Below are 19316 nucleotides of genomic sequence, written 5' to 3' on the forward strand. Positions count from 1 at the left end.
CACGGCCTGGTCGAGCTCTTCGGGGTCGATCGCCAGCGGATTGGTCGCGGCGACTTCAGCAGCGAAGTCGGTCTCGACCTTTTCGATGCCTTCGCCGAGGGCGTAGCGCACGAACTTGGTCAGCTTGATCGGAGCGCCGACTTCCTTCTCGGCCTTCTTGATGGCGTCGGCGACCTTGGTCTCACCGTCGATCACGAAGGTCTGAGCGAGGAGAGTGACCTCCTCGTAGTACTTGCGCAGGCGGCCTTCGACCATCTTCTCGGCGATGTCGGCGGGCTTGCCCGATTCCTTGACCTGCTCAAGAATGATGGCGCGTTCGCGGGCCACAACATCCTGATCCAGCTCGCTGGAGTCGATCGCCAGCGGGTTGGTGGCAGCGATGTGCATGGCAAGCTGCTTGCCGAGAGCTGACAGAGCGGCCTTGTCGCCAGTGGACTCGAGCGCGACCAGAATACCGATCTTACCGAGGCCAGCCTTGACGGCGTTGTGCACGTAGCTTTCCACCACGCCATCTGTGACCGAAACGGTCAGCGTGCGGCGCAGGTTCATGTTTTCGCCGATCTTGGCGATGGCTTCGGTCAGTTCGGCCTGAACCGAGTGACCAGCGCCGGGGAACGGCATTTCGCCGAGCTTGGCGACGTCGCCATCAGCGTCGAGAGCAAGCTTGGCAATCGAGCCAACAATGTTCTGGAACTGGTCGTTGCGGGCAACGAAGTCGGTTTCAGAGTTGACTTCGACGACAGCAGCCTTGGTGCCGGAGGTAGCAACACCGACGAGACCTTCAGCAGCGACGCGGTCGGCCTTCTTGGCGGCCTTTGCAAGGCCACGGGTGCGCAGCCAATCGACGGCAGCTTCCATGTCGCCATTGGTTTCGGCCAGGGCCTTCTTGCAGTCCATCATCCCGACGCCGGTCGAGTCGCGGAGCTGCTTAACCAGTGCAGCAGTGATTTCCATGGGTTCACCTTTCGGCGGCCCCAGACCGGGGCCGCATAGTTTCGTTCAAACGATTCCGGACATACCGGACTTAGTTGACAGCTGCGCCTTCGCCCGGAAGATCTTCAGCCGGAGCTTCCGAAGAAGCGCCGAGATCCTGGCCGAGGGCGCTCGAAGAGCGACCGATACCGTCGAGGGCGGCACGCGAGATCAGCGAGACATAGAGCTCGAGAGCGCGGCTGGCGTCGTCATTGCCCGGGATGGCGTAGTCAACCATGTCCGGATCGCAATTGGTGTCGACGATAGCGATAACCGGGATGCCCAGACGACGGGCTTCCTTGATGGCGTTGGCTTCCTTGTTGGTGTCGATCACGAACAGGAGCGAGGGAACGTTGCCCATGTCCTTGATGCCGCCGAGGTCGCGCTCAAGACGCTCCTGCTCGCGGGACATCATCAGGCGCTCTTTCTTCGTGCGCAGGTTCAGGTCGTCTTCGCTCATCGATTCCAGTTCGCGCAGACGCGAGATGGAGTTCGAGATCGTCTGCCAGTTGGTCAGCGTGCCGCCGAGCCAGCGGGAGTTGACGTAGTACTGAGCGGACTGCTTGGCAGCTTCAGCAACGAGCGGGGCAGCCTGGCGCTTGGTGCCAACGAACAGAACGCGGCCGCCATCGGCAACGGTGTCGGACACGAGCTGCAGCGCGCGGCTCAGGGCCGGCACGGTCTGCGACAGGTCGAGAATGTGGATGTCGTTGCGAACGCCGAAAATGAAGCGTTCCATCTTCGGGTTCCAGCGGTGCTTCTGGTGGCCGAAGTGCACGCCTGCTTCGAGGAGCTGGCGCATGGAGAATTCTGGCAGAGCCATTTGGTATTCCTTTACCGGTTGATGCCTCCACGAAGCCTTGCGACGGTTGCCCGCCACCGGATGGCATTCCCGAGGGAAAGCCCACTTCGTGTGTGAGATCGCTCCAGCCAAACTGCTGGACGCGTGGGCGATATAAGCGAAGTCTTACCCGAGTGCAACCCGCCACTGTCGCTCACGGGATCGTTAGAGAACCGATCCGGGGATTGCTCGTTGCTTCTTCATGGACCCGCGCCCAGACGTGGGGCTACAGGGTGAGAGCCCCTGAGCGGAGGAGGAAGAGCTTAGCGCTCACCTCCTCTGCGTTTGTCTGGCCCCTGCCCTAGTGGAACCGGACGTCGGTAATTCCATCGAGCGCCTTGATGCCACCGGCGACTTCGGAACTGACGGAATATTTGCCGGGGAGTTCGATTTCGTACTCCCGGGCGCCGGCATCGCGGATCACCACGAAGCTCACCGTACCATTGCCGCCGCGCTTCAATTGCGCGCTGACCGGCCCGAGAGCCTTTTCGCTCGCGGTGAAGATGGTGAGGCGTCGGTCGATGCTTTCAGCCAGGCCTTCGATGGGCTTGGCGCCGTTGAGCATGAGACTGATGCCTTCCGCGCGCTCCTGGGCGCCGACTTCGAGGATCACCGAATTGCCAGGCTGCAGGATAGCGCCGAACTGAGTGATCTGCTCGGAAAAGGCGATGACTTCAAAGGTGCCGCTCTGATCCGAGAGGCTCAGGATCATCATCGGCGCGCCTTTACGCGTTCGCCTATCGTTACGCGATGAGATAGTCCCGGCCATGCGGCCGGCTGAGGCCCCGTCCTTCACGGCGCGTTCGAAATCGCTCCACCGTTGGACGCGAAGACGCTCGAAGAGGTCAGAATAAGCGTCAAGCGGATGGGCCGAGAGGTGGAAGCCGATGGCAGAAAGTTCGCGGTCGGCTCGCTCGGTGGAGTTCCAGGCAGGGACGCTGGTGGGCAGGCGGAAGGGTTCGGGCTCGCTCGAAGCGAACATGTTCCACTGCCCTTCATTGCGCTCAGTGGTCAGTGCCTGGGCAGTGCCGACGACCTGGTCCATGGCGGCGAAGGCGATTTCGCGGCGCTCAACCAGCGAGTCGAAAGCGCCGGCGTTGACGAGGGTTTCGAGCGTGCGCTTGTTGATCGCCTTGGGATCGACGCGTCGGGCAAAGTCGCCGAGATCCTTGAATGGCTTGTCGCCACGGACTTCGACAATGTGCTCGGCAACGGCGCGACCGACGCCCTTCACAGCGGAAAGACCGTAGTGGATGCGGTCGTCCTTCACCGAGAACACGACCTCGGAAGCGTTGACGCAGGGCGGAACGACTTCGATCTTCTTCTTACCGGCCTCGCGGCGGAAATCGGAAAGCTTGTCGGTCTGCGCCATATCGAGCGTCATCGAGGCCGCATAGAATTCGTGCGGGAAATGCTGCTTGAGATAGGCGGTTTGATAAGACACCCAGGCGTAGGCGGCGGCGTGGCTCTTGTTGAAGCCGTAGTTTGCGAACTTCGCCAGCAGGTCAAAGATCTGATCGGCCAGCGCTTCGTTCACGCCCTGAGGGCCGGAACCCTCACGGAAGCGGACGCGCTGATTGTCCATTTCCGCCTTGATCTTCTTACCCATGGCGCGGCGGAGCATGTCGGCTTCGCCGAGCGAATAGCCTGACAGAAGCTGCGCGATCTGCATCACCTGCTCCTGATAGACGATGATGCCATAGGTTTCGTCGAGCACTTCGCTGAGCTTGGGGTGGGGATATTCCACCTCCTCGCGGCCATGCTTACGATCAATGAAGCTCGGAATATTGTCCATCGGACCAGGCCGATAGAGCGCGTTCATAGCGATGAGATCTTCGATGCGGTCGGGCTTGAGGTCCATCAAGGCCCGGCGCATGCCGCCACTTTCAAACTGGAAGATGCCGTAGGTATCGCCGCGGGCGTACAGATTGTAGGTCGCCGCATCGTCGATGGGGATAGCGTCGATATCGAGGTCTATGCCGCGCTTGCGCACCATTTCAACGGCATACTGAATCGTGGTCAGGGTCTTGAGACCCAGGAAGTCGAATTTGACCAGACCCGCCGGCTCAACCCACTTCATATTATACTGCGTCACCGGCATGTCGGAACGCGGATCACGATAGAGCGGCAAGAGGTCCTGCAGCGGGCGATCGCCGATGACGATGCCGGCCGCGTGGGTCGAGGCGTGCCGATAGAGACCTTCGAGCGATTTCGCGATTTCAACGAGCTGTCCGACGGCCTCGTCGTCCTCGGCCATCTGCTTGAACTGTGGCACCTCGTTCATGGTGCGCTCGACGGTCCAGGGATCGGCCGGATTGGCCGGCACCATCTTGCAGATGCGATCCACCTGGCCATAGGGCATCTGCAACACGCGGCCTACGTCACGAAGCACGGCGCGCGCCTGGAGCGAACCGAACGTGATGATCTGCGCGACCTGTTCGACGCCATACTTTTTCTGGACGTACTGGATAACTTCTTCGCGTCGATCCTGGCAAAAGTCGATATCGAAGTCAGGCATCGAGACGCGCTCAGGGTTGAGGAAGCGTTCGAACAGCAGATTATAGCGCAGAGGATCGAGATCGGTGATCGTCGTCGAATAGGCGACGAGCGAACCAGCGCCGGAGCCACGGCCCGGCCCAACCGGAATGCCCTGCGCCTTGGCCCACTGGATGAAGTCGGCCACGATGAGGAAATAGCCGGGGAATTTCATCTTCTCGATGACGTTCAGCTCGAAATCGAGCCGTTCGCGATACTCCTGCTCGGTCTTGCCGGGTCCGGGGCCATGGGCAGCCAGACGCTTGTCGAGCCCGGCAACCGAAATTTCACGCAAAACGGCAGCTTCCGCTGCGACGACAGCTTCCTCGGTGTCATGTGAGCCGGCGGCGAATTTTGGCAAGATCGGGCCGCGGGTGCGCGGGCGATAGGCGACTCGCTTTGCGATCTCAACAGTGGAATCGAGCGCCTCGGGGAGATCCGAGAACAGCTCGATCATCTCGGCGCGGGTCTTGAAATAATACTGGTCGTTGAGTTTGCGCCGCTCGGTTTGGGCAACGACAGAAGAGCCCGCAATCGCCAGCAACGCGTCGTGCGCCTCATATTCCTTGGACGTTTTGAAGAAGGGCTCGTTGGTCGCGACCAGCGGAATGCCCTTGCGATAAGCGTAGTCGACGAGGCGCGGCTCGACACTGGCTTCCTGCGCGCGGCCATGGCGCTGCAGCTCGATGTAAAAGCGATCGCCGAAGAGATCGGCCAGGCGATCAAGGCGCTTCAGTGCATTGGCGTCCTGCCCATGGGCGAAGGGAATGTCAATGGCGCCCTCGGGGCCGCCCGAGAGACAGATGAGACCGCCGAGAGCATCTGAAGTCAGCCAATCGAGTTTTGCGCGCGCAAGGCCGTTTTCGCCCTGCATATAGGCGCGGGAAACGAGGCGCGAGAGATTGGCAAAGCCCTCTTCGGTCTGGGCCATCATCACGACGCTGGATTTTCCGTTCCAGGCGACATGTCCGCGTTCGCTGACCCGCTCTTCGGCGGCGGCAAAATCGATGGCGAGTTCGACGCCGATCAGCGGCTGGATGCCCTTCTTGGTCGCCTTTTCGGAGAATTCCAGGGCGCCGAAGAGATTGGCCGTATCGGCCAGACCAAGCGCCGGCTGTGCGTCGGCGGCGACAAGTTTGAGAATCGCTTCGAGCTGTACGGCCCCTTCAAGGAGCGAGAAAGCCGAGTGAACGTGTAGATGGATGAAGCCGGGGCCGCGCATGTAGGTCTCCTGCGAGGAGTCTGGGCCAATGGGAGGCGGAGGTCAAATCACCCTGCCCTCAATCCACAAGCGATCAACCCAAATTGGTCAGCAGGTCCATCCAGGTGAGCGAACCGATGGTGAAGGCACCGAGGGTCACGAAGGCGGCGAAGTCCTTGAAGAAATCAATCATCTTTAGCTCCCGTGTTGCTATAATGTTCTTATATGTTTTCTCTTTGTTCCGGTCCAGTGGGATGATCGGGGAAAGCGGGGACAGGGTTAACGCGTTAGGGATTCGTTAGAAGGCGAGCAGCGCGACACGCGGGATTCGGGCGTGTGGAAGCGCCGGATAGCCTTGGGCTTCCGGGGATGATGGTGGACGGACCCCGGAGCGGCATTCGCCTCGAAGTTTTTAGTAGATGAAGCGGATACCGCTCCGGAGCGCCCTCTTTTCGGGCGGGAACTAAGGCGACTTTTGATCGCTCGTCGCAAGCGGCCAGCCCCGAACGTGCATGGGAGACGATCCCCTGCCGGGCCCCCTCGCTACTGTCGTCTGCAGACCGTCCGTGCGAGGTTGGATGCGAAGGATTATGAGGGAAGAACTGGCGGCGGGGATAAGATGGATAAGTGAGGCCGCCCACCTCGAATGCCTCCATCAGTCGTCACCACCGGGCTCGTCCCCGTAGTTCCCAAGCGGAGCGAGGTGGATTGCCGGGACAAGCCCGGCAATGACGACAGAAGGGAGGCAGCAGTTCTTGCCAAAGGCCCCTATCCGCCGCTTCGCGGCTACCTCTCCCCTGAGGGAGAGGTGTCAGAGACTATGCGGGACGACCTTGCCGTTCTTGATGGTGACGATGCGGTCGGCCCGTTTGGCCAGTTCGTGATTGTGCGTCGCGATGAGGGCGGCGGCGCCTTCGGTGCGAATCAGTCCCTGCAGGGCCTGGAAGACCAGGTCACTGGTTGCCGGATCGAGATTGCCGGTGGGTTCGTCGGCCAGAATCACGCGCGGATGGTTGGCGGCGGCGCGGGCAATGGCGACGCGCTGTTGTTCGCCGCCGGAGAGTTCGGCCGGGCGATGGGCGGCGCGCGGGGCGACGCCGAGCATATCGAGGAGTTCCATGGCGCGCGCGTTGGAATCGGCGGGGGACTTGCCGGCGATCAGTTGCGGCATGGTTACGTTTTCGAGCGCCGTGAATTCGGGCAGTAGATGGTGGAACTGGTATACATAGCCAACCGTGTTGCGGCGGAGCTGGGTGCGGCCGCGATCGCTCAATTTGCTGGTCTTGTTGCCGACAATTTCGACCTCGCCTTCCTGCGGACTTTCGAGAAGGCCGCAGAGATGCAGCAGGGTCGACTTGCCGGCACCTGACGGAGCGACCAGGGCGACGAGTTCGCCACTTTCGACGATGAGGTCGGCCTGATCGAGCACGCGAACCTGGGTTGCGCCTTCGCCATAGTGACGATGGACGCCGGAGAGACGCAGAAACGAATTACTCATAGCGCAGCGCCTCGACGGGATCATATTGGGCCGCGCGCCAGGCGGGATAGAGCGTGGCGAGGAAACTAAGGCCCAGGGCCATGATCACCACCACGGTCACTTCCGTCGGGTCGGTCTTGCTCGGCAGGGCTGAGAGGAAGAAGACTTCCGGCGGGAAAAGCGCGACGCCCAGCGTATTGGAAATGGTCGAGCGGATGGCTTCGGCATTGGCGGCGACGATGAGGCCGAGAACAAGGCCACTGAGCGTGCCGACGACGCCGATGGTGGTGCCGGTGATCGAGAAGATGCGCATGATGGCGCCGCGCGTGGCGCCCATGGTTCGGAGCACGGCGATGTCCTTGCTCTTGTCCTTCACCAGCATCACGAGGCTCGAAATGATGTTGAAGGCGGCGACGAGGACGATCATCGAGAGGATGGTGAACATCACCACACGCTCGACCTGCAGCGCTGAGAAGAAGGTCTCGTTGCGCTGCTGCCAATCGGTGAGGATGAAGGGGCGGATGTTGGTAGCTGCCGCGAGACGCTCGCGCATCAGGGGAATCGCATCGGGGTTGTCGATGAAGATTTCCGCGGCGGTCGCCTGATAGATGCGCTCGTAAGCGGCGTCGATCTCTTCGTCCGACGCCATGGGGTCGAGCGGGGGCTGACCGGGCTTGAGGACGTCTTCGTAGAGCTTGAAATAGTCCTGCGCGGTCTTCAGCGGCATATACATAAAGAGACTGTCGAACTCGACCATGCCCAGATTGAAAATGGTGCGGACCGGGTAGGACTTGATCTGCGGGGTCGAGCCGAAGGGCGTCATGGCGCCGCTGTCGGGATTGATGATCTGGACCTGATCGCCCAGGCCAACGCCGAGCGTCTGGGCCAATCGGTAACCGATGGCGATCCCGTCATTCTCGTCCCAGCTATCGAAACCGCCCTGCTCTGCCGAATTAAACAGCAGGTCGAGCTTTTCGAGGTTTTCCGCATCCATGCCGCGGACGGAAACGCCCGTCGAGCCGCCGCGGCCGGAGGCGAGGACCTGGCCTTCGACGTAATAGACGGCGAATTTGACGCCCTGGACTTCCTCGAGGGTTGCCACGGCGTCCTTATAGTCGGTGAATTTGCTCTCGATGGGGAAGGCCGTGAAGTGGCCGTTGAGCCCCAGGATCTTGGTGAGCAGTTCGGCGCGGAAGCCGTTCATGACCGACATGACGACGATCAGCGTCGCAACGCCGATCGCCACGCCGACCATGGTGAGGCTGGCGATCACCGAAATGAACGCCTCCTTCCGCCTTGCGCGCAAATAGCGCCCAGCAATCATCCACTCAAACCGGGCGAAAGGCCGTGTGGATCGGCCGGCCGGGGCTTGCTGCGCGCTAAGGGTCAAATGTCGTTCATCCGCTGAGGTTCGATCAGGCCCTTGAGACGCTCGACCGCATTGGCGAGCGGCAGCGTCTCGCGCTCGCCAGTCTTGCGATGTTTGATCTCAACTTCGCCCGATTTAAGGCCGCGTGGCCCAAGGATAATTTGGTACGGGATGCCGACGAGATCAGCCGTGGCGAACTTGGAGCCGGCGGGCTGGTCGCGATCGTCATAGAGCATGTCGAGACCGGCCGCGGTCAGCTCGGCATAGAGCTTGTCGCAAGCAGCGTCGGTGTCGGCATCGCCGGCCTTGAGATTGATCAGCACCGCTTCGAAGGGCGCAACGGAGACCGGCCAGATGATGCCGTTTTCGTCGTGGCTGGCTTCGATGATGGCGGGCACGACACGGGTCAGGCCGATGCCGTAGGAGCCCATGTGGACGATGGTTTCCTTGCCGTCGTTGCCGGTGACCGATGCCTTCATCGGCTCGGAATACTTCGTGCCGAAATAGAAGATGTGGCCGACTTCGATGCCGCGGGCGGAGACGCGCTTGTCTTCCGGCACGGAGGCTTCGAACTCGGCATGGTCGACCATGTCCTCGGTGGCCGCATAGAGCGAGGTCCAGTCGTTGAAGATAGGCTTGAGGTCGCCGCGGAAATCCGTGTCCTTGCCAGGAATGGTTTTGTCCAGCAGATCGCGATGGCAGAAGACCTGGCTTTCGCCGGTGTCGGCCAGAATGATCCATTCATGGCTGAGGTCGCCGCCGATCGGGCCGGTATCGGCGCGCATCGGAATGGCGGTGAGGCCCATGCGGGCATAGGTGCGGAGGTATGCGACGAACATGCGTTCGTAGGCGGCGACGGCGCGATCCTTGTCGAGATCGAAGGAATAGGCGTCCTTCATCAGGAATTCGCGGCTGCGCATGGTGCCGAAGCGCGGGCGCACCTCGTCGCGGAACTTCCACTGGATGTGGTAGAGGTTCAGCGGCAGGTCCTTATAGGACTTCACGTAGGTGCGGAAAATGTCGGTGATCATTTCCTCATTGGTCGGGCCATAGAGGAATTCGCGCTCGTGGCGATCTTCGATGCGCAGCATTTCCTTGCCGTAGGCATCGTAGCGGCCCGATTCGCGCCAGAGATCGGCGGACTGGATGGTCGGCATCAGAAGTTCGATCGCGCCGGAGCGGTTCTGCTCCTCTTCGATGATCTTCTGGACCTTCATCAGCACCTTGTAGCCGAGCGGCAGCCAGGAATAGAGGCCGGAGGCCTGCTGACGGACCATGCCGGCGCGCAGCATCAGCCGATGCGAGACGATCTCGGCTTCCTTTGGAACGTCGCGCAGAACCGGCAGAAAATAGCGGGACAGGCGCATGGGAACTCCGAAATTCGTGCTTCGACTCAAGACTTTTGTTGATGCCCACTCAGAGCCCAACCGTCCATACGATTCAAGCATGCAAGCTATGCAGAATCTGCGTGACAGGAAGAAAATGTGTTGTTAGGTTCCTGTCACAATAAGACGAAGGCGGTCCAACCGCCAACGGTCGACAACGTCAAGGGAGGAGCGTTGGCCGCACGCTGTAGAGCGAGCCTAAGACCAACGTATTGTCGATTCAACTATAAAGCAGGGCCTTTGTGCCCTGCTTTTTTATTTCGGAATCAAGACTTAATGGCTGACTCTGAAAGTTTCGCACGAATTGCCCTAGCCCTGCCGGACGCAACGAGCGGCCCGCATTTTGACCGCACGGCGTTCAAGGTAAAACGCACGTTTGCGACGCTTGCGGCCGATGGATTGAGCGCAAACCTGAAATTCACGCCGGACGAGCAGGAATTCAAGTGCCAGCTCGCTCCCGAAGTGTTCAAGGCCATCGACAATGGCTGGGGGCGTCAGGGCTGGACGACGATTTGGCTGGCGAAGGCGACGGAAGAGGATGTCGCCGCGGCGCTTGAAATGGCGCACGCCCATGCCGTCGGGCCGACGAAAAAGGCGCGATAATCGAGACGTTCCGGCCCTAGGGGCAACGGTCGAAAATGCCAGGGAGCGCTTCGGTCGCAGCGTCCGGCGGCACGGTCCAGCTTACATCGAGATAAGACACGGTCATTTCCTTGCCCTTGCGGATTGCCTCGGCAATCTGGCGCACAGCCGGCTCGTCCGCCTCGGAGATGTCGAGAATGCGTTCGCCTTCGATATCGACCACAGTACCGTCGAGATCTGCGTGGACCACGGAGCCGAAAGCGACCGTCACGGGAACCGGCGGCGATGAATCCTTGCTCTTGCCGGGATCGACGCCGGTAAAGATCGAGAACAGGATATCGCCCGCCATGAATTCGTCGCAGGCGACCTGAATTTCGACGGTGTCGGTGGTGTCGATCTGGGAAGCGATGAACAAGAAGCCCTGATCATCGGAATCATCATCCAGCTCCCAGCGCGCGAAGGCCGGGGTAACGGCCAGTAGCATTGCAAGGGGGATGATGAGTGACTTCTTCATGCTGCGTCCTTCGCCGTGCCGGCCGCATGGCCAGCGCTTCCAGTAGGATTGCAGCGTCTCGTCAGAAAGTGCCCAAAATAAGAGCGTTGTCAGCACTATAGTTCAAAAGTCACGCCCTCTGCGAGGTGAGAAATGACCTACCGATTCCAGTAGGCCATCAGCGTTTCGTTGGTGAGCACCCAGAGCAGCAGGGCCGTGAAGAATATGGCGAGGCCCGTGGCGACAAGCAGTTTGCGCCCCATGCGCGGGGCGACTGGTGAGCCGGGATCGGCGCCACGCACCAGCGCTTCGCCGGTCTCATGATGGCTTTTGGCGCCGATCGGCAGCACTGCGACGAAGCAGAGCCACCAGACGACGAAAAAGACCGCGGCGATCGATCCCCACTGCATGGCGTCAGACCCTGTGCACGAAGACGTTGACGTTAGGCTTGCGGCCCCAGAACCCGTTCACTTCGTTGCGGATCGACTTGAAGAGCGCCGAGCTGAACACTTCCGGATCCGAGCGACGCTTGGGCGGCAGGCTCTTGATGGTATTCGTGACAGTGTCTTCGACCAGCTCGACCAGCGACTCGTCCTCGGTTTCCGGCAGGCCCTCGACGACATAGTCGGGACCAGACACCACGTGTCCGCTGGAATTGACTGCGAGGCTGACGATGATCATGCCACCGAACGAGAGGCGACGGCGTCCCTTTACACCTGACTCCTCGGGTGTGCAGAGCACGAGGCCATCGAGATAAAGCTCGCCGGTGCGGACTTCTGCCGGATAGGCCATGGGCTCAGGGAAGAGCCGGACCATGTCGCCGTTGCGCGCTTCGCAGACATTGGGAATGCCTTCTTCGCGGCCGAGTTTGGCGTGGGCGGCAAGGTGCGTGGCTTCGCCGTGCACAGGCACGAGGACCTGAGGCTTGACCCAGGAATAGAGGCGGCGCAGTTCGTCGCGGCGCGGGTGGCCGGTAACGTGAACGAGCGCATCGTTCTGGGTGATGACCTCGATGCCCTTATCGATGAGCAGGTTCTGGATGTCGATGACTTCGCGCTCGTTGCCCGGAATGGCCCAGGACGAAAAGATCATGCGGTCGCCGGCATTGAGATCGATGACCGGGTGCTCGCCGCGCGCAATGCGGGCTATGGCGGCTCGGGCTTCGCCCTGGCTGCCGGTGCAGATCAGCACGCACTTGTCGCGGGCTATGGTCTTGTAGGCATCCTGGTCGTGGAGGGTCGGCAGGCCTTCGAGCATGCCGAGTTCCTTGGCGATGCCCATGATGCGGTGCAGCGAGCGGCCGGAAAGGACGACCTGGCGGCCGGCCTGGTGGGCGGCGCGGACGATGGAGACGACGCGACCGACGTTCGAAGCGAAGGTGGTGACGGCGACACGATTGGGGGCCTCGGCGATGAGGGCCGCGAGCGTGGCGCCGATTTCGGCTTCGCTCGGGCTTTCGCCGTCCTTGAGGGCATTGGTGGAATCGCAGATCAACGCCAGCGGCAGGTCGGACTCGGTGCCGATGGCCTTGAAGCGCTCGACATCGGTCGGGGCGCTGACGACGGGCGTCGGATCGAGCTTCCAGTCGCCGGTATGCAGCACGCGCCCAACGGGGGTCGTGATGAGCAGGCTGTTGGATTCGGGGATCGAGTGGGCGACGTTGATCGCTTCGATCTTGAAGGGGCCAATGTCGAAGGGCTTGCCGGTGCGCATGATGCGAACATCGACGTTTTCGACGATGCCATCCCCTGCCCGCTTGGCGGCCAGCATGGCAGCGGTGAACGGGGTCGCGTAGACTGGCTTGTCAAAGACAGGCCAGAGATCGAGCACGGCGCCGTAGTGGTCTTCGTGGCTGTGAGTGAGGATCAGGGCGAGGACGTCATCGGCATTTTCCTCGAGAAATTCGGGGTTTGCCATGATGAGTTCGATGCCCGGCAGGTCCGGTCCGCCGAAGCTGACGCCGCAATCGACGACGATCCACTTGCGAGATTTTTCGGGGCCAAAGCCGTAGGCGCCCATATTCATGCCGATCTCGCCGACGCCCCCGAGGGGCACAAAGACGAGTTCATCCCTTTGGTTCTTAGCCATGGGTTTTCTTTTTCCTTTTTGCGCGCGGCGCCTGGCGATCTTTGGTCGCTGGTCGTCGCGCAGATGTTGTGGTCAGCTTCGGGCGCTGGCCGTTGCCCCAAAATGCACATCGCCGGCCGTGATCACGATCCGCGCGCCATCGTCGTCGCGCATGACCAGTCGACCGGACGAGTCGATGGTTTCAAAAATTCCTCGCCGGACGACACCGTCCTGCGAGACAGCGACCGGGGCGCCGATGCCCGCGGCCGAACCGCGCCACTGGTTCAAAATCTCAGTGATTCCAGTGCCTTCGTTCCAGAGGGAGAAGGCATCGACCCAAGCTTCGGAGAGCGCTTCGAAAACGTCTTCGGCGCTGCGCTCGTAGCCAAGATCCCTAAGGCTGGTAGCGGGATAGGGCAAACCGGTGGGGGCTGCAATGACATTGACACCGATGCCGATGACGATTGCGTGGCGGCCGTCGGCGGCTTTGCCCATTTCAAGCAGGATGCCGGCGACCTTTGCGCCATCGGCCAGGACGTCGTTGGGCCATTTCAGCGCGACGCGGCCGGAGCCATTCATGGCGTCGGCGCCATCGATGCCGATGCGGACGGCACCCTGAGGCAGGATACGCGCGAACGCGTTCTGCATGGCGACGCCAGCGACAAAGCCCAGTGTTGCCAAGACGTTGGCATCTGCATCGGGGACAATGAGGAGGCTGGCGGCAAGGTTGCCGGAAGGGCTTTCCCAGGCGCGTCCGCGACGGCCACGGCCGGCGGTCTGCTTGAGAGCGGCGAACCAGATGCCGCCTTGATCGCCCGCGGCGGCGGCCGCGAGCGCTTCTGAATTGGTGGACCCTATTTCATCGAACCCGGCCAGCCGATAACCGGCCGACCGGGCCGTTGGGCCGAGTGAAAACTCGGCCACCTAGAAGAGGCTTCCCGCGGCAATGTGTGCCCAATTGGTTAGCACACTGCCAACGCTGAAGTAGTACGTGACGACCAAAAAGACACTGACTGCGAGAATGATGTTGAGCTCATTCGGAACAGCGATGAAGGTCGATTTCGGTTCGTCGAAGTACATCGTCTTGACGACGCGCAGGTAGTAGTACGCGCTCACGGCCGAAGCCAGGACACCGATGACCGAGAGGACATAGAGGTTGGCTTCGATGGCGGCGAGGAAGACGTGCCACTTGGCGAAGAACCCGGCGAGCGGCGGCATGCCGATCAGCGAGAACATCAGGATGGCCATGACGGCGGCAACGAAGGGACGCGTCTGGGCGGCGCCAGCGAGGTCTTCGATGTTCTCGACGTAACCTTCTTCGGTGCGCAGCGACAGGATGCAGGCGAAGAGGCCGGCGGTCATGGTGACGTAGATCGCCATGTAGATCGCGACGCCTTCGACACCGACCTGGGTGCCCGAGGAGAGGCCGACGAGGGCAAAGCCGACGTGGCCGATGGAGGAGTACGCGATCAGTCGCTTGATCGACTTCTGGCCAATCGCCGCGAAGGCGGCGAGGACCATGGAGGCGATCGAGAGGAAGATCACGACCTGCTGCCAATCGTGGGAGATCGGCTGGAAGGTATCCATGACCAGACGGATCATCAGCGACATGGCGGCCACCTTGGGAGCCATGGCGAAGAAGGCCGTCACGGGCGTCGGGGCGCCTTCATAAACGTCCGGCGTCCACATGTGGAACGGCACGGCCGAAATCTTGAAGGCGACGCCAGCAAGCAGGAACACCATGCCGAAGACGAGGCCGATGGAACGGCCTTCCATGGCGATGGCGCCGACGATCTCGGTGAGGTTGGTATGGCCGGTGAAGCCATAGACCAGCGAGGCGCCGTAGAGCAGCATGCCTGAGGAGAGCGCACCGAGGACGAAATACTTCAGGCCTGCTTCAGAGGCACGCTTGTCGTCGCGCTTGATGGCGGCCATGACGTAGAGCGCCAGGGACTGCAGTTCAAGACCGATATAGAGGCTCATGAGGTCGTTTGCCGACACCATGATCATCATGCCCAGTGTCGCAAGGACCGCCAGGATCGAATATTCGAACTTGTGGACCCCGTTTGCCTCGGAATTGGGCATGGCGAGGATCAACGAGAGCGCGGCACCGCCGAGAACCAGCAGCTTCATATAGCGGCCGAAGGCGTCGGCGATGAAGACACCGTTGAACAGCACGCCATCGGCAGGGTTCAGGATGAGCATCAGGCCAGCAGCGGCCATGAGCAGGACAGCGAGCCAGGAGATGAGGACCGACTTCTCCTTGTTGATGGCGACGCCCAGGATCACAAGGACCAGGGCGCCGACTGCCATCAGCAGTTCGGGATAAGCAGGCGCAACGCTCGCGAAATCAATAACGTCAGAGTTCACGGTGCTCTCCTAGTGCGCAGCAGGCTCGGCCGCATGTTCTGCGGCCGGCGCGGCCTCGCCCGTGGGCGCGGCGTATTCGAGGGGTGCCCTTGCGTCGGCAAGGGAAACGGCGGGATCGAGGCCAATCGAGGTGGCGTAGTGCGACACCAGATTGTTGACCGAAGCGGCCGTCGTATCGAGGATCGGCGACGGATAGAAGCCGAAGACGATGATCAGGACGATCAGCGGGTAGAGAATGATCTTTTCGCGCAGATCAAGATCGAGAATGCCCTTCAGGCTGTCCTTGGTGAGCGCACCGAAGACGACGCGGCGATAGAGCCAGAGGGCATAGCCGGCCGAGAAGATCACGCCGAAGGCAGCGCCGAACGCAACCCAGGTATTGACCTGGAAGACGCCGAGCATGGTGAGGAATTCACCGACGAAGCCCGACGTGCCCGGAAGGCCAACGTTGGCCATGGTGAAGACCATGAAGGCGAAGGCATAGCGCGGCATACGCTCGACAAGGCCACCATAGGCTTCGATGTCGCGGGTGTGCATGCGGTCGTAGATGACGCCGACGGCAAGGAAGAGCGCGCCGGAGACCAGACCATGCGAGAGCATCTGGAACATGGCGCCCTGGATGCCGAGGGCATTGCCCGCGAAGATACCCATGGTGACAAAGCCCATGTGAGCGACCGACGAGTAAGCGATGAGCTTCTTGATGTCGGTCTGAACGAGGGCGACCAGCGAAGTGATGATGATGGCGGCGACCGAGAGCACGAACACGAAGTTCGAGAGCTGGGCCGAGGCATCGGGGAACATGGGCAGGCTGAAGCGCAGGAAGCCATAGCCGCCAAGCTTTAGCAGGATTGCCGCCAGAATGACGGAGCCGGCAGTCGGGGCTTCCACATGGGCTTCAGGCAGCCAGCGGTGGAACGGCCACATCGGCATCTTCACCGCCAGCGAGGCGAAGAAGGCCAGCCAGAGCCAGATCTGCATGCTTTCCGGGAACTGGTGGGTCAGCAGGCGCGAAATGTCGGTGGTGCCGGCGTTCCAGTACATGGCCATGATGGCCAGGAGCATCAGGACGGAGCCGATGAAGGTGTAGAAGAAGAACTTGTAGCTCGCCTGGATGCGGCGCTTGCCGCCCCAGATACCGATGATGAGGAACATCGGCAGCAGGGTGCCTTCGAAGAAGACATAGAACATGGCGAGATCGAGCGTGGTGAACACGCCGATCATGAGGACTTCCAGGATGAGGAAGACCAGCATGTATTCCTTGACGCGCTTGTCGATGGCTTCCCAGCTCGCGAGGATACAGAACGGCATCAGGAGAGCCGAGAGCACCACGAAGAGCACGGAAATGCCGTCGACGCCGACGCGATAGCCGATGCTGTCGCCCAGCCAGGGATAGTTGACCACGAACTGGAAGCCCGTATTGGAGGCGTCGAATGCCGCCCAGATCCAGAGCGAGAGGGCGAAGGTGACGAGGGTCGTCACCAGGGCCGTCCAGCGGATGGCGTTTACCGCCGTCTTTGGCGTGACCAGAACCAGTGCCGCGCCGAGGAGCGGCAGGAAGGTCACGATAGTGAGGATAGAGTTCTCGAAGGTCATCAGATCAGTCCCCCGGCCGCGATGGCCCAGGTCAGCAGCGCCGCAATGCCGATCAGCATGGCGAAGGCATAGTGATAGAGGTAGCCGGACTGGAGCTTGACGACCCAGGAGGTGACGTTCTGAACGCGACGGCCGAGGCCCTCGGCGATCTTGCCGTCGACCAGCCAGTCATCGAAACCATGCCAGATGGCGCGGCCGATCCAGAGCGCGGGGCGCACGAAGATCGTGTTGTACAGTTCGTCGAAGTACCACTTGTTCAAGAGGAACTGGTAGAGCCCCGGATTGGTGGCTGCCAGCTTGCCCGGGATATCCGGACGCTTGATGTACATGTACCAGGCGGCGACGAAGCCGATGATCATGGACACCGTGGCGCTCCACTTCACCCAAAGCGGTACGTGGTGTGCAGCTTCGATGATCTCGTGGTCGACGAAGATCGAACCGGCGAAGAAGTGCTCGATGTGTTCGACCTCGTGGAAGAACATGCCGTAGAAGACAACACCGGCAAGCACCGCACCGACAGCCAGCACATAAAGCGGCACCAGCATGACGTTGGGCGATTCATGGGCGTTGTCGTAGGCCGAGCCGTGATGGCCGTGGCCGTGATCGTCGTGGGCATGGGCGGCGTGAGCGTGGTCGTCAGCCAGCGGCTCATCATGGCTGTCGCCATCATGCGCGTCGACATGGTGACCATGGCCGTGCTGCGCATCGCGCGGCGAGCCGTGGAAGGTCAGGTGTACCAGGCGCCAGGAATAGAAGCTCGTGAAGAGAGCCGCGATCACCAGGAGCCAGAAGGCGAAGCTGCCGACATTGCCACCGACCGCATAGGCCGATTCAATGATCGAGTCCTTGGAGAAGAAACCGGCGAAACCGAAATTGGTGCCCGGGATGCCGACGCCGGTGAGAGCGAGGGTACCGATCATCATCATTGCATAGGTGATCGGGATCTTCTTACGAAGGCCCCCCATGTTCCGCATATCCTGCTCGTGGTGCATGGCATGGATGACCGAGCCCGCGCCCAGGAACAACAGAGCCTTGAAGAAGGCGTGGGTGAAGAGGTGGAAGACACCAGCCGAATAGGCCCCTGCCCCAAGCGCGACGAACATGTAGCCGAGCTGCGAACAGGTCGAGTAGGCGATGACGCGCTTGATGTCGTTCTGGACGAGACCGACGGTGGCGGCGAAGAAGGCCGTGATGGCGCCGATGATGATGACGACGGTCAGCGCGAACTGGGACAGCTCGAACAGCGGCGACAGGCGGGCGACCATGAAGACGCCGGCGGTGACCATGGTTGCGGCATGGATGAGCGCCGACACCGGGGTCGGGCCTTCCATGGCGTCCGGAAGCCAGGTGTGCAGCAGGAACTGCGCCGACTTGCCCATGGCGCCCATGAAGAGCAGCAGGCAGATGACGGTCATTGCATCGATGTTCCAGGAGAGGAACTGAATGACCGGCAGGCCAGTGGTCGAGAATTCGTCGGCAGCGTGGAAGGCGCCGTCGAAATCGATGTGACCGAGTACGAGGAAGGCGCCGAAGATGCCGAGCGCAAAGCCGAAGTCACCAACGCGGTTGACGATGAAGGCCTTCATGGCGGCGGCGGTAGCCGAGGGCTTGGTATACCAGAAGCCGATCAGCAGATAGGACGCCAGACCCACACCTTCCCAGCCGAAGAACATCTGCAGGAAGTTGTCGGCGGTCACCAGCATGAGCATGGCGAAGGTGAAGAGCGAGAGATAGGCGAAGAAGCGCGAACGATGCGGATCTTCGCTCATGTAGCCGATGGAATAGAGGTGAACGAGGGCCGAAACCGTGTTCACGACCACCAGCATGATGGCGGTGAGCGTATCGACGCGCAGGGTCCAGCGCAGGTCCATGTCGCCGACCTGGATCCAGCGCATGACTTCGACCTTGAGCACGGCCGCATGGCCATCGCCCACGGCGCCGACAAGGCCATCACCAAAGGCGACGGGAATGAAGACGATCCAGCTCAGCACCGCTGCGATGAGCAGCAGGCCGGTAGTGATGAACTCGCTTGGCCTGTGGCCGATGGACCGGCCCAAAAAGCCGGCAATAAGCGCCCCGACGAGGGGCAGGAAAACAATCGCCTGAATGATCATAGCGGTGCTCTTAGCCCTTCATCAGATTGGCGTCTTCAACCGCGATCGACCCGCGGTTGCGATAGAAAATGACCAGAATGGCCAGACCGATGGCAGCTTCAGCGGCAGCCACGGTGAGGATCATCAGCGCGAAGACCTGCCCCTGCAAATCCTGCAGGTGGGCGCTGAAGGCCACGAAGTTCAAATTGACCGCAAGCAGGATCAATTCCACCGACATCAGGATGACGATGACGTTCTTGCGGTTGAGAAAGATGCCGAACACGCCAAGCGTGAACAGGATGGCTGCAACGGTCAGGTAGTGACCGAGCCCGATTTCC

At 61.2% G+C, this 19316-nt stretch carries 15 protein-coding genes; 1 reads left to right on the forward strand and 14 read right to left on the reverse strand.

From position 1 onward, the window contains the following. From tsf to proS, 6 genes are all read right to left on the reverse strand, one after another. Positions 1–954 (reverse strand): translation elongation factor Ts (tsf, locus tag ABW043_RS06145; protein ID WP_353920344.1); only part of this gene is annotated, 954 nt, incomplete at its 3' end. 70 nt (positions 955–1024) lie between these two features. Further along, positions 1025–1795, reverse strand: coding sequence for a 30S ribosomal protein S2 (rpsB, locus tag ABW043_RS06150; RefSeq protein ID WP_353920345.1), 771 nt, complete (start codon positions 1793–1795; stop codon positions 1025–1027). Positions 1796–2114: 319 nt separating this feature from the next. Continuing rightward, the gene (gene dnaE, locus ABW043_RS06155) at positions 2115–5570 is read right to left on the reverse strand and encodes a DNA polymerase III subunit alpha (RefSeq protein ID WP_353920346.1); all 3456 of its coding nucleotides are present in this window, start codon (positions 5568–5570) and stop codon (positions 2115–2117) included. Between the two features lie 790 nt (positions 5571–6360). After that, positions 6361–7047 carry an ABC transporter ATP-binding protein gene (locus tag ABW043_RS06160; RefSeq protein ID WP_353920347.1) on the reverse strand — a complete coding sequence of 229 codons (687 nt, stop codon included), beginning with the start codon at positions 7045–7047 and terminating at the stop codon, positions 6361–6363. Continuing rightward, complete coding sequence (locus tag ABW043_RS06165) at positions 7040–8350, reverse strand: ABC transporter permease (protein ID WP_353920348.1); 1311 nt, start codon at positions 8348–8350, stop codon at positions 7040–7042. Before ABW043_RS06165 ends, ABW043_RS06160 begins: the two co-directional genes overlap by 8 nt. 62 nt (positions 8351–8412) lie before the next feature. After that, entirely contained in the window at positions 8413–9762 is a 1350-nt protein-coding gene (gene proS / locus ABW043_RS06170) for a proline--tRNA ligase (protein WP_353920349.1), read from the reverse strand. A 294-nt stretch (positions 9763–10056) separates the two neighbouring features. Between proS and ABW043_RS06175 the strand changes: the two genes are divergently transcribed. After that, the gene (locus tag ABW043_RS06175) at positions 10057–10383 is read left to right on the forward strand and encodes an MmcQ/YjbR family DNA-binding protein (RefSeq protein ID WP_353920350.1); all 327 of its coding nucleotides are present in this window, start codon (positions 10057–10059) and stop codon (positions 10381–10383) included. Between the two features lie 16 nt (positions 10384–10399). On the opposite strand, the gene ABW043_RS06180 is transcribed toward ABW043_RS06175, so the two are convergent. From ABW043_RS06180 to nuoK, 8 genes are all read right to left on the reverse strand, one after another. Further along, entirely contained in the window at positions 10400–10876 is a 477-nt protein-coding gene (locus ABW043_RS06180; RefSeq protein WP_353920351.1) for a hypothetical protein, read from the reverse strand. A gap of 137 nt (positions 10877–11013) precedes the next feature. Beyond that, positions 11014–11265 (reverse strand): DUF1467 family protein, encoded by a 252-nt coding sequence (locus tag ABW043_RS06185; protein ID WP_353920352.1) that lies wholly within the window; start codon positions 11263–11265, stop codon positions 11014–11016. A 4-nt stretch (positions 11266–11269) separates the two neighbouring features. Beyond that, positions 11270–12943, reverse strand: coding sequence for a ribonuclease J (locus ABW043_RS06190; protein WP_353920353.1), 1674 nt, complete (start codon positions 12941–12943; stop codon positions 11270–11272). Between the two features lie 72 nt (positions 12944–13015). Beyond that, a complete protein-coding gene (locus ABW043_RS06195) occupies positions 13016–13846 on the reverse strand; it encodes a biotin--[acetyl-CoA-carboxylase] ligase (protein ID WP_353920354.1) in 831 nt (276 codons plus the stop codon). Then, positions 13847–15292 (reverse strand): NADH-quinone oxidoreductase subunit NuoN, encoded by a 1446-nt coding sequence (nuoN, locus tag ABW043_RS06200; RefSeq protein WP_353920355.1) that lies wholly within the window; start codon positions 15290–15292, stop codon positions 13847–13849. 9 nt (positions 15293–15301) lie between these two features. Further along, the gene (locus ABW043_RS06205) at positions 15302–16885 is read right to left on the reverse strand and encodes an NADH-quinone oxidoreductase subunit M (RefSeq protein WP_353920356.1); all 1584 of its coding nucleotides are present in this window, start codon (positions 16883–16885) and stop codon (positions 15302–15304) included. Continuing rightward, entirely contained in the window at positions 16885–18999 is a 2115-nt protein-coding gene (nuoL, locus tag ABW043_RS06210) for an NADH-quinone oxidoreductase subunit L (protein WP_353920357.1), read from the reverse strand. The genes ABW043_RS06205 and nuoL overlap by 1 nt, the downstream gene beginning before the upstream one ends. Positions 19000–19009: 10 nt before the next feature. Beyond that, a partial coding sequence (gene nuoK, locus ABW043_RS06215) for an NADH-quinone oxidoreductase subunit NuoK (RefSeq protein ID WP_353920358.1) occupies positions 19010–19316 on the reverse strand: 307 nt, incomplete at its 5' end.

The sequence above is a fragment of the Devosia sp. genome (genome assembly GCF_040509215.1).
Classification (GTDB): domain Bacteria; phylum Pseudomonadota; class Alphaproteobacteria; order Rhizobiales; family Devosiaceae; genus Devosia.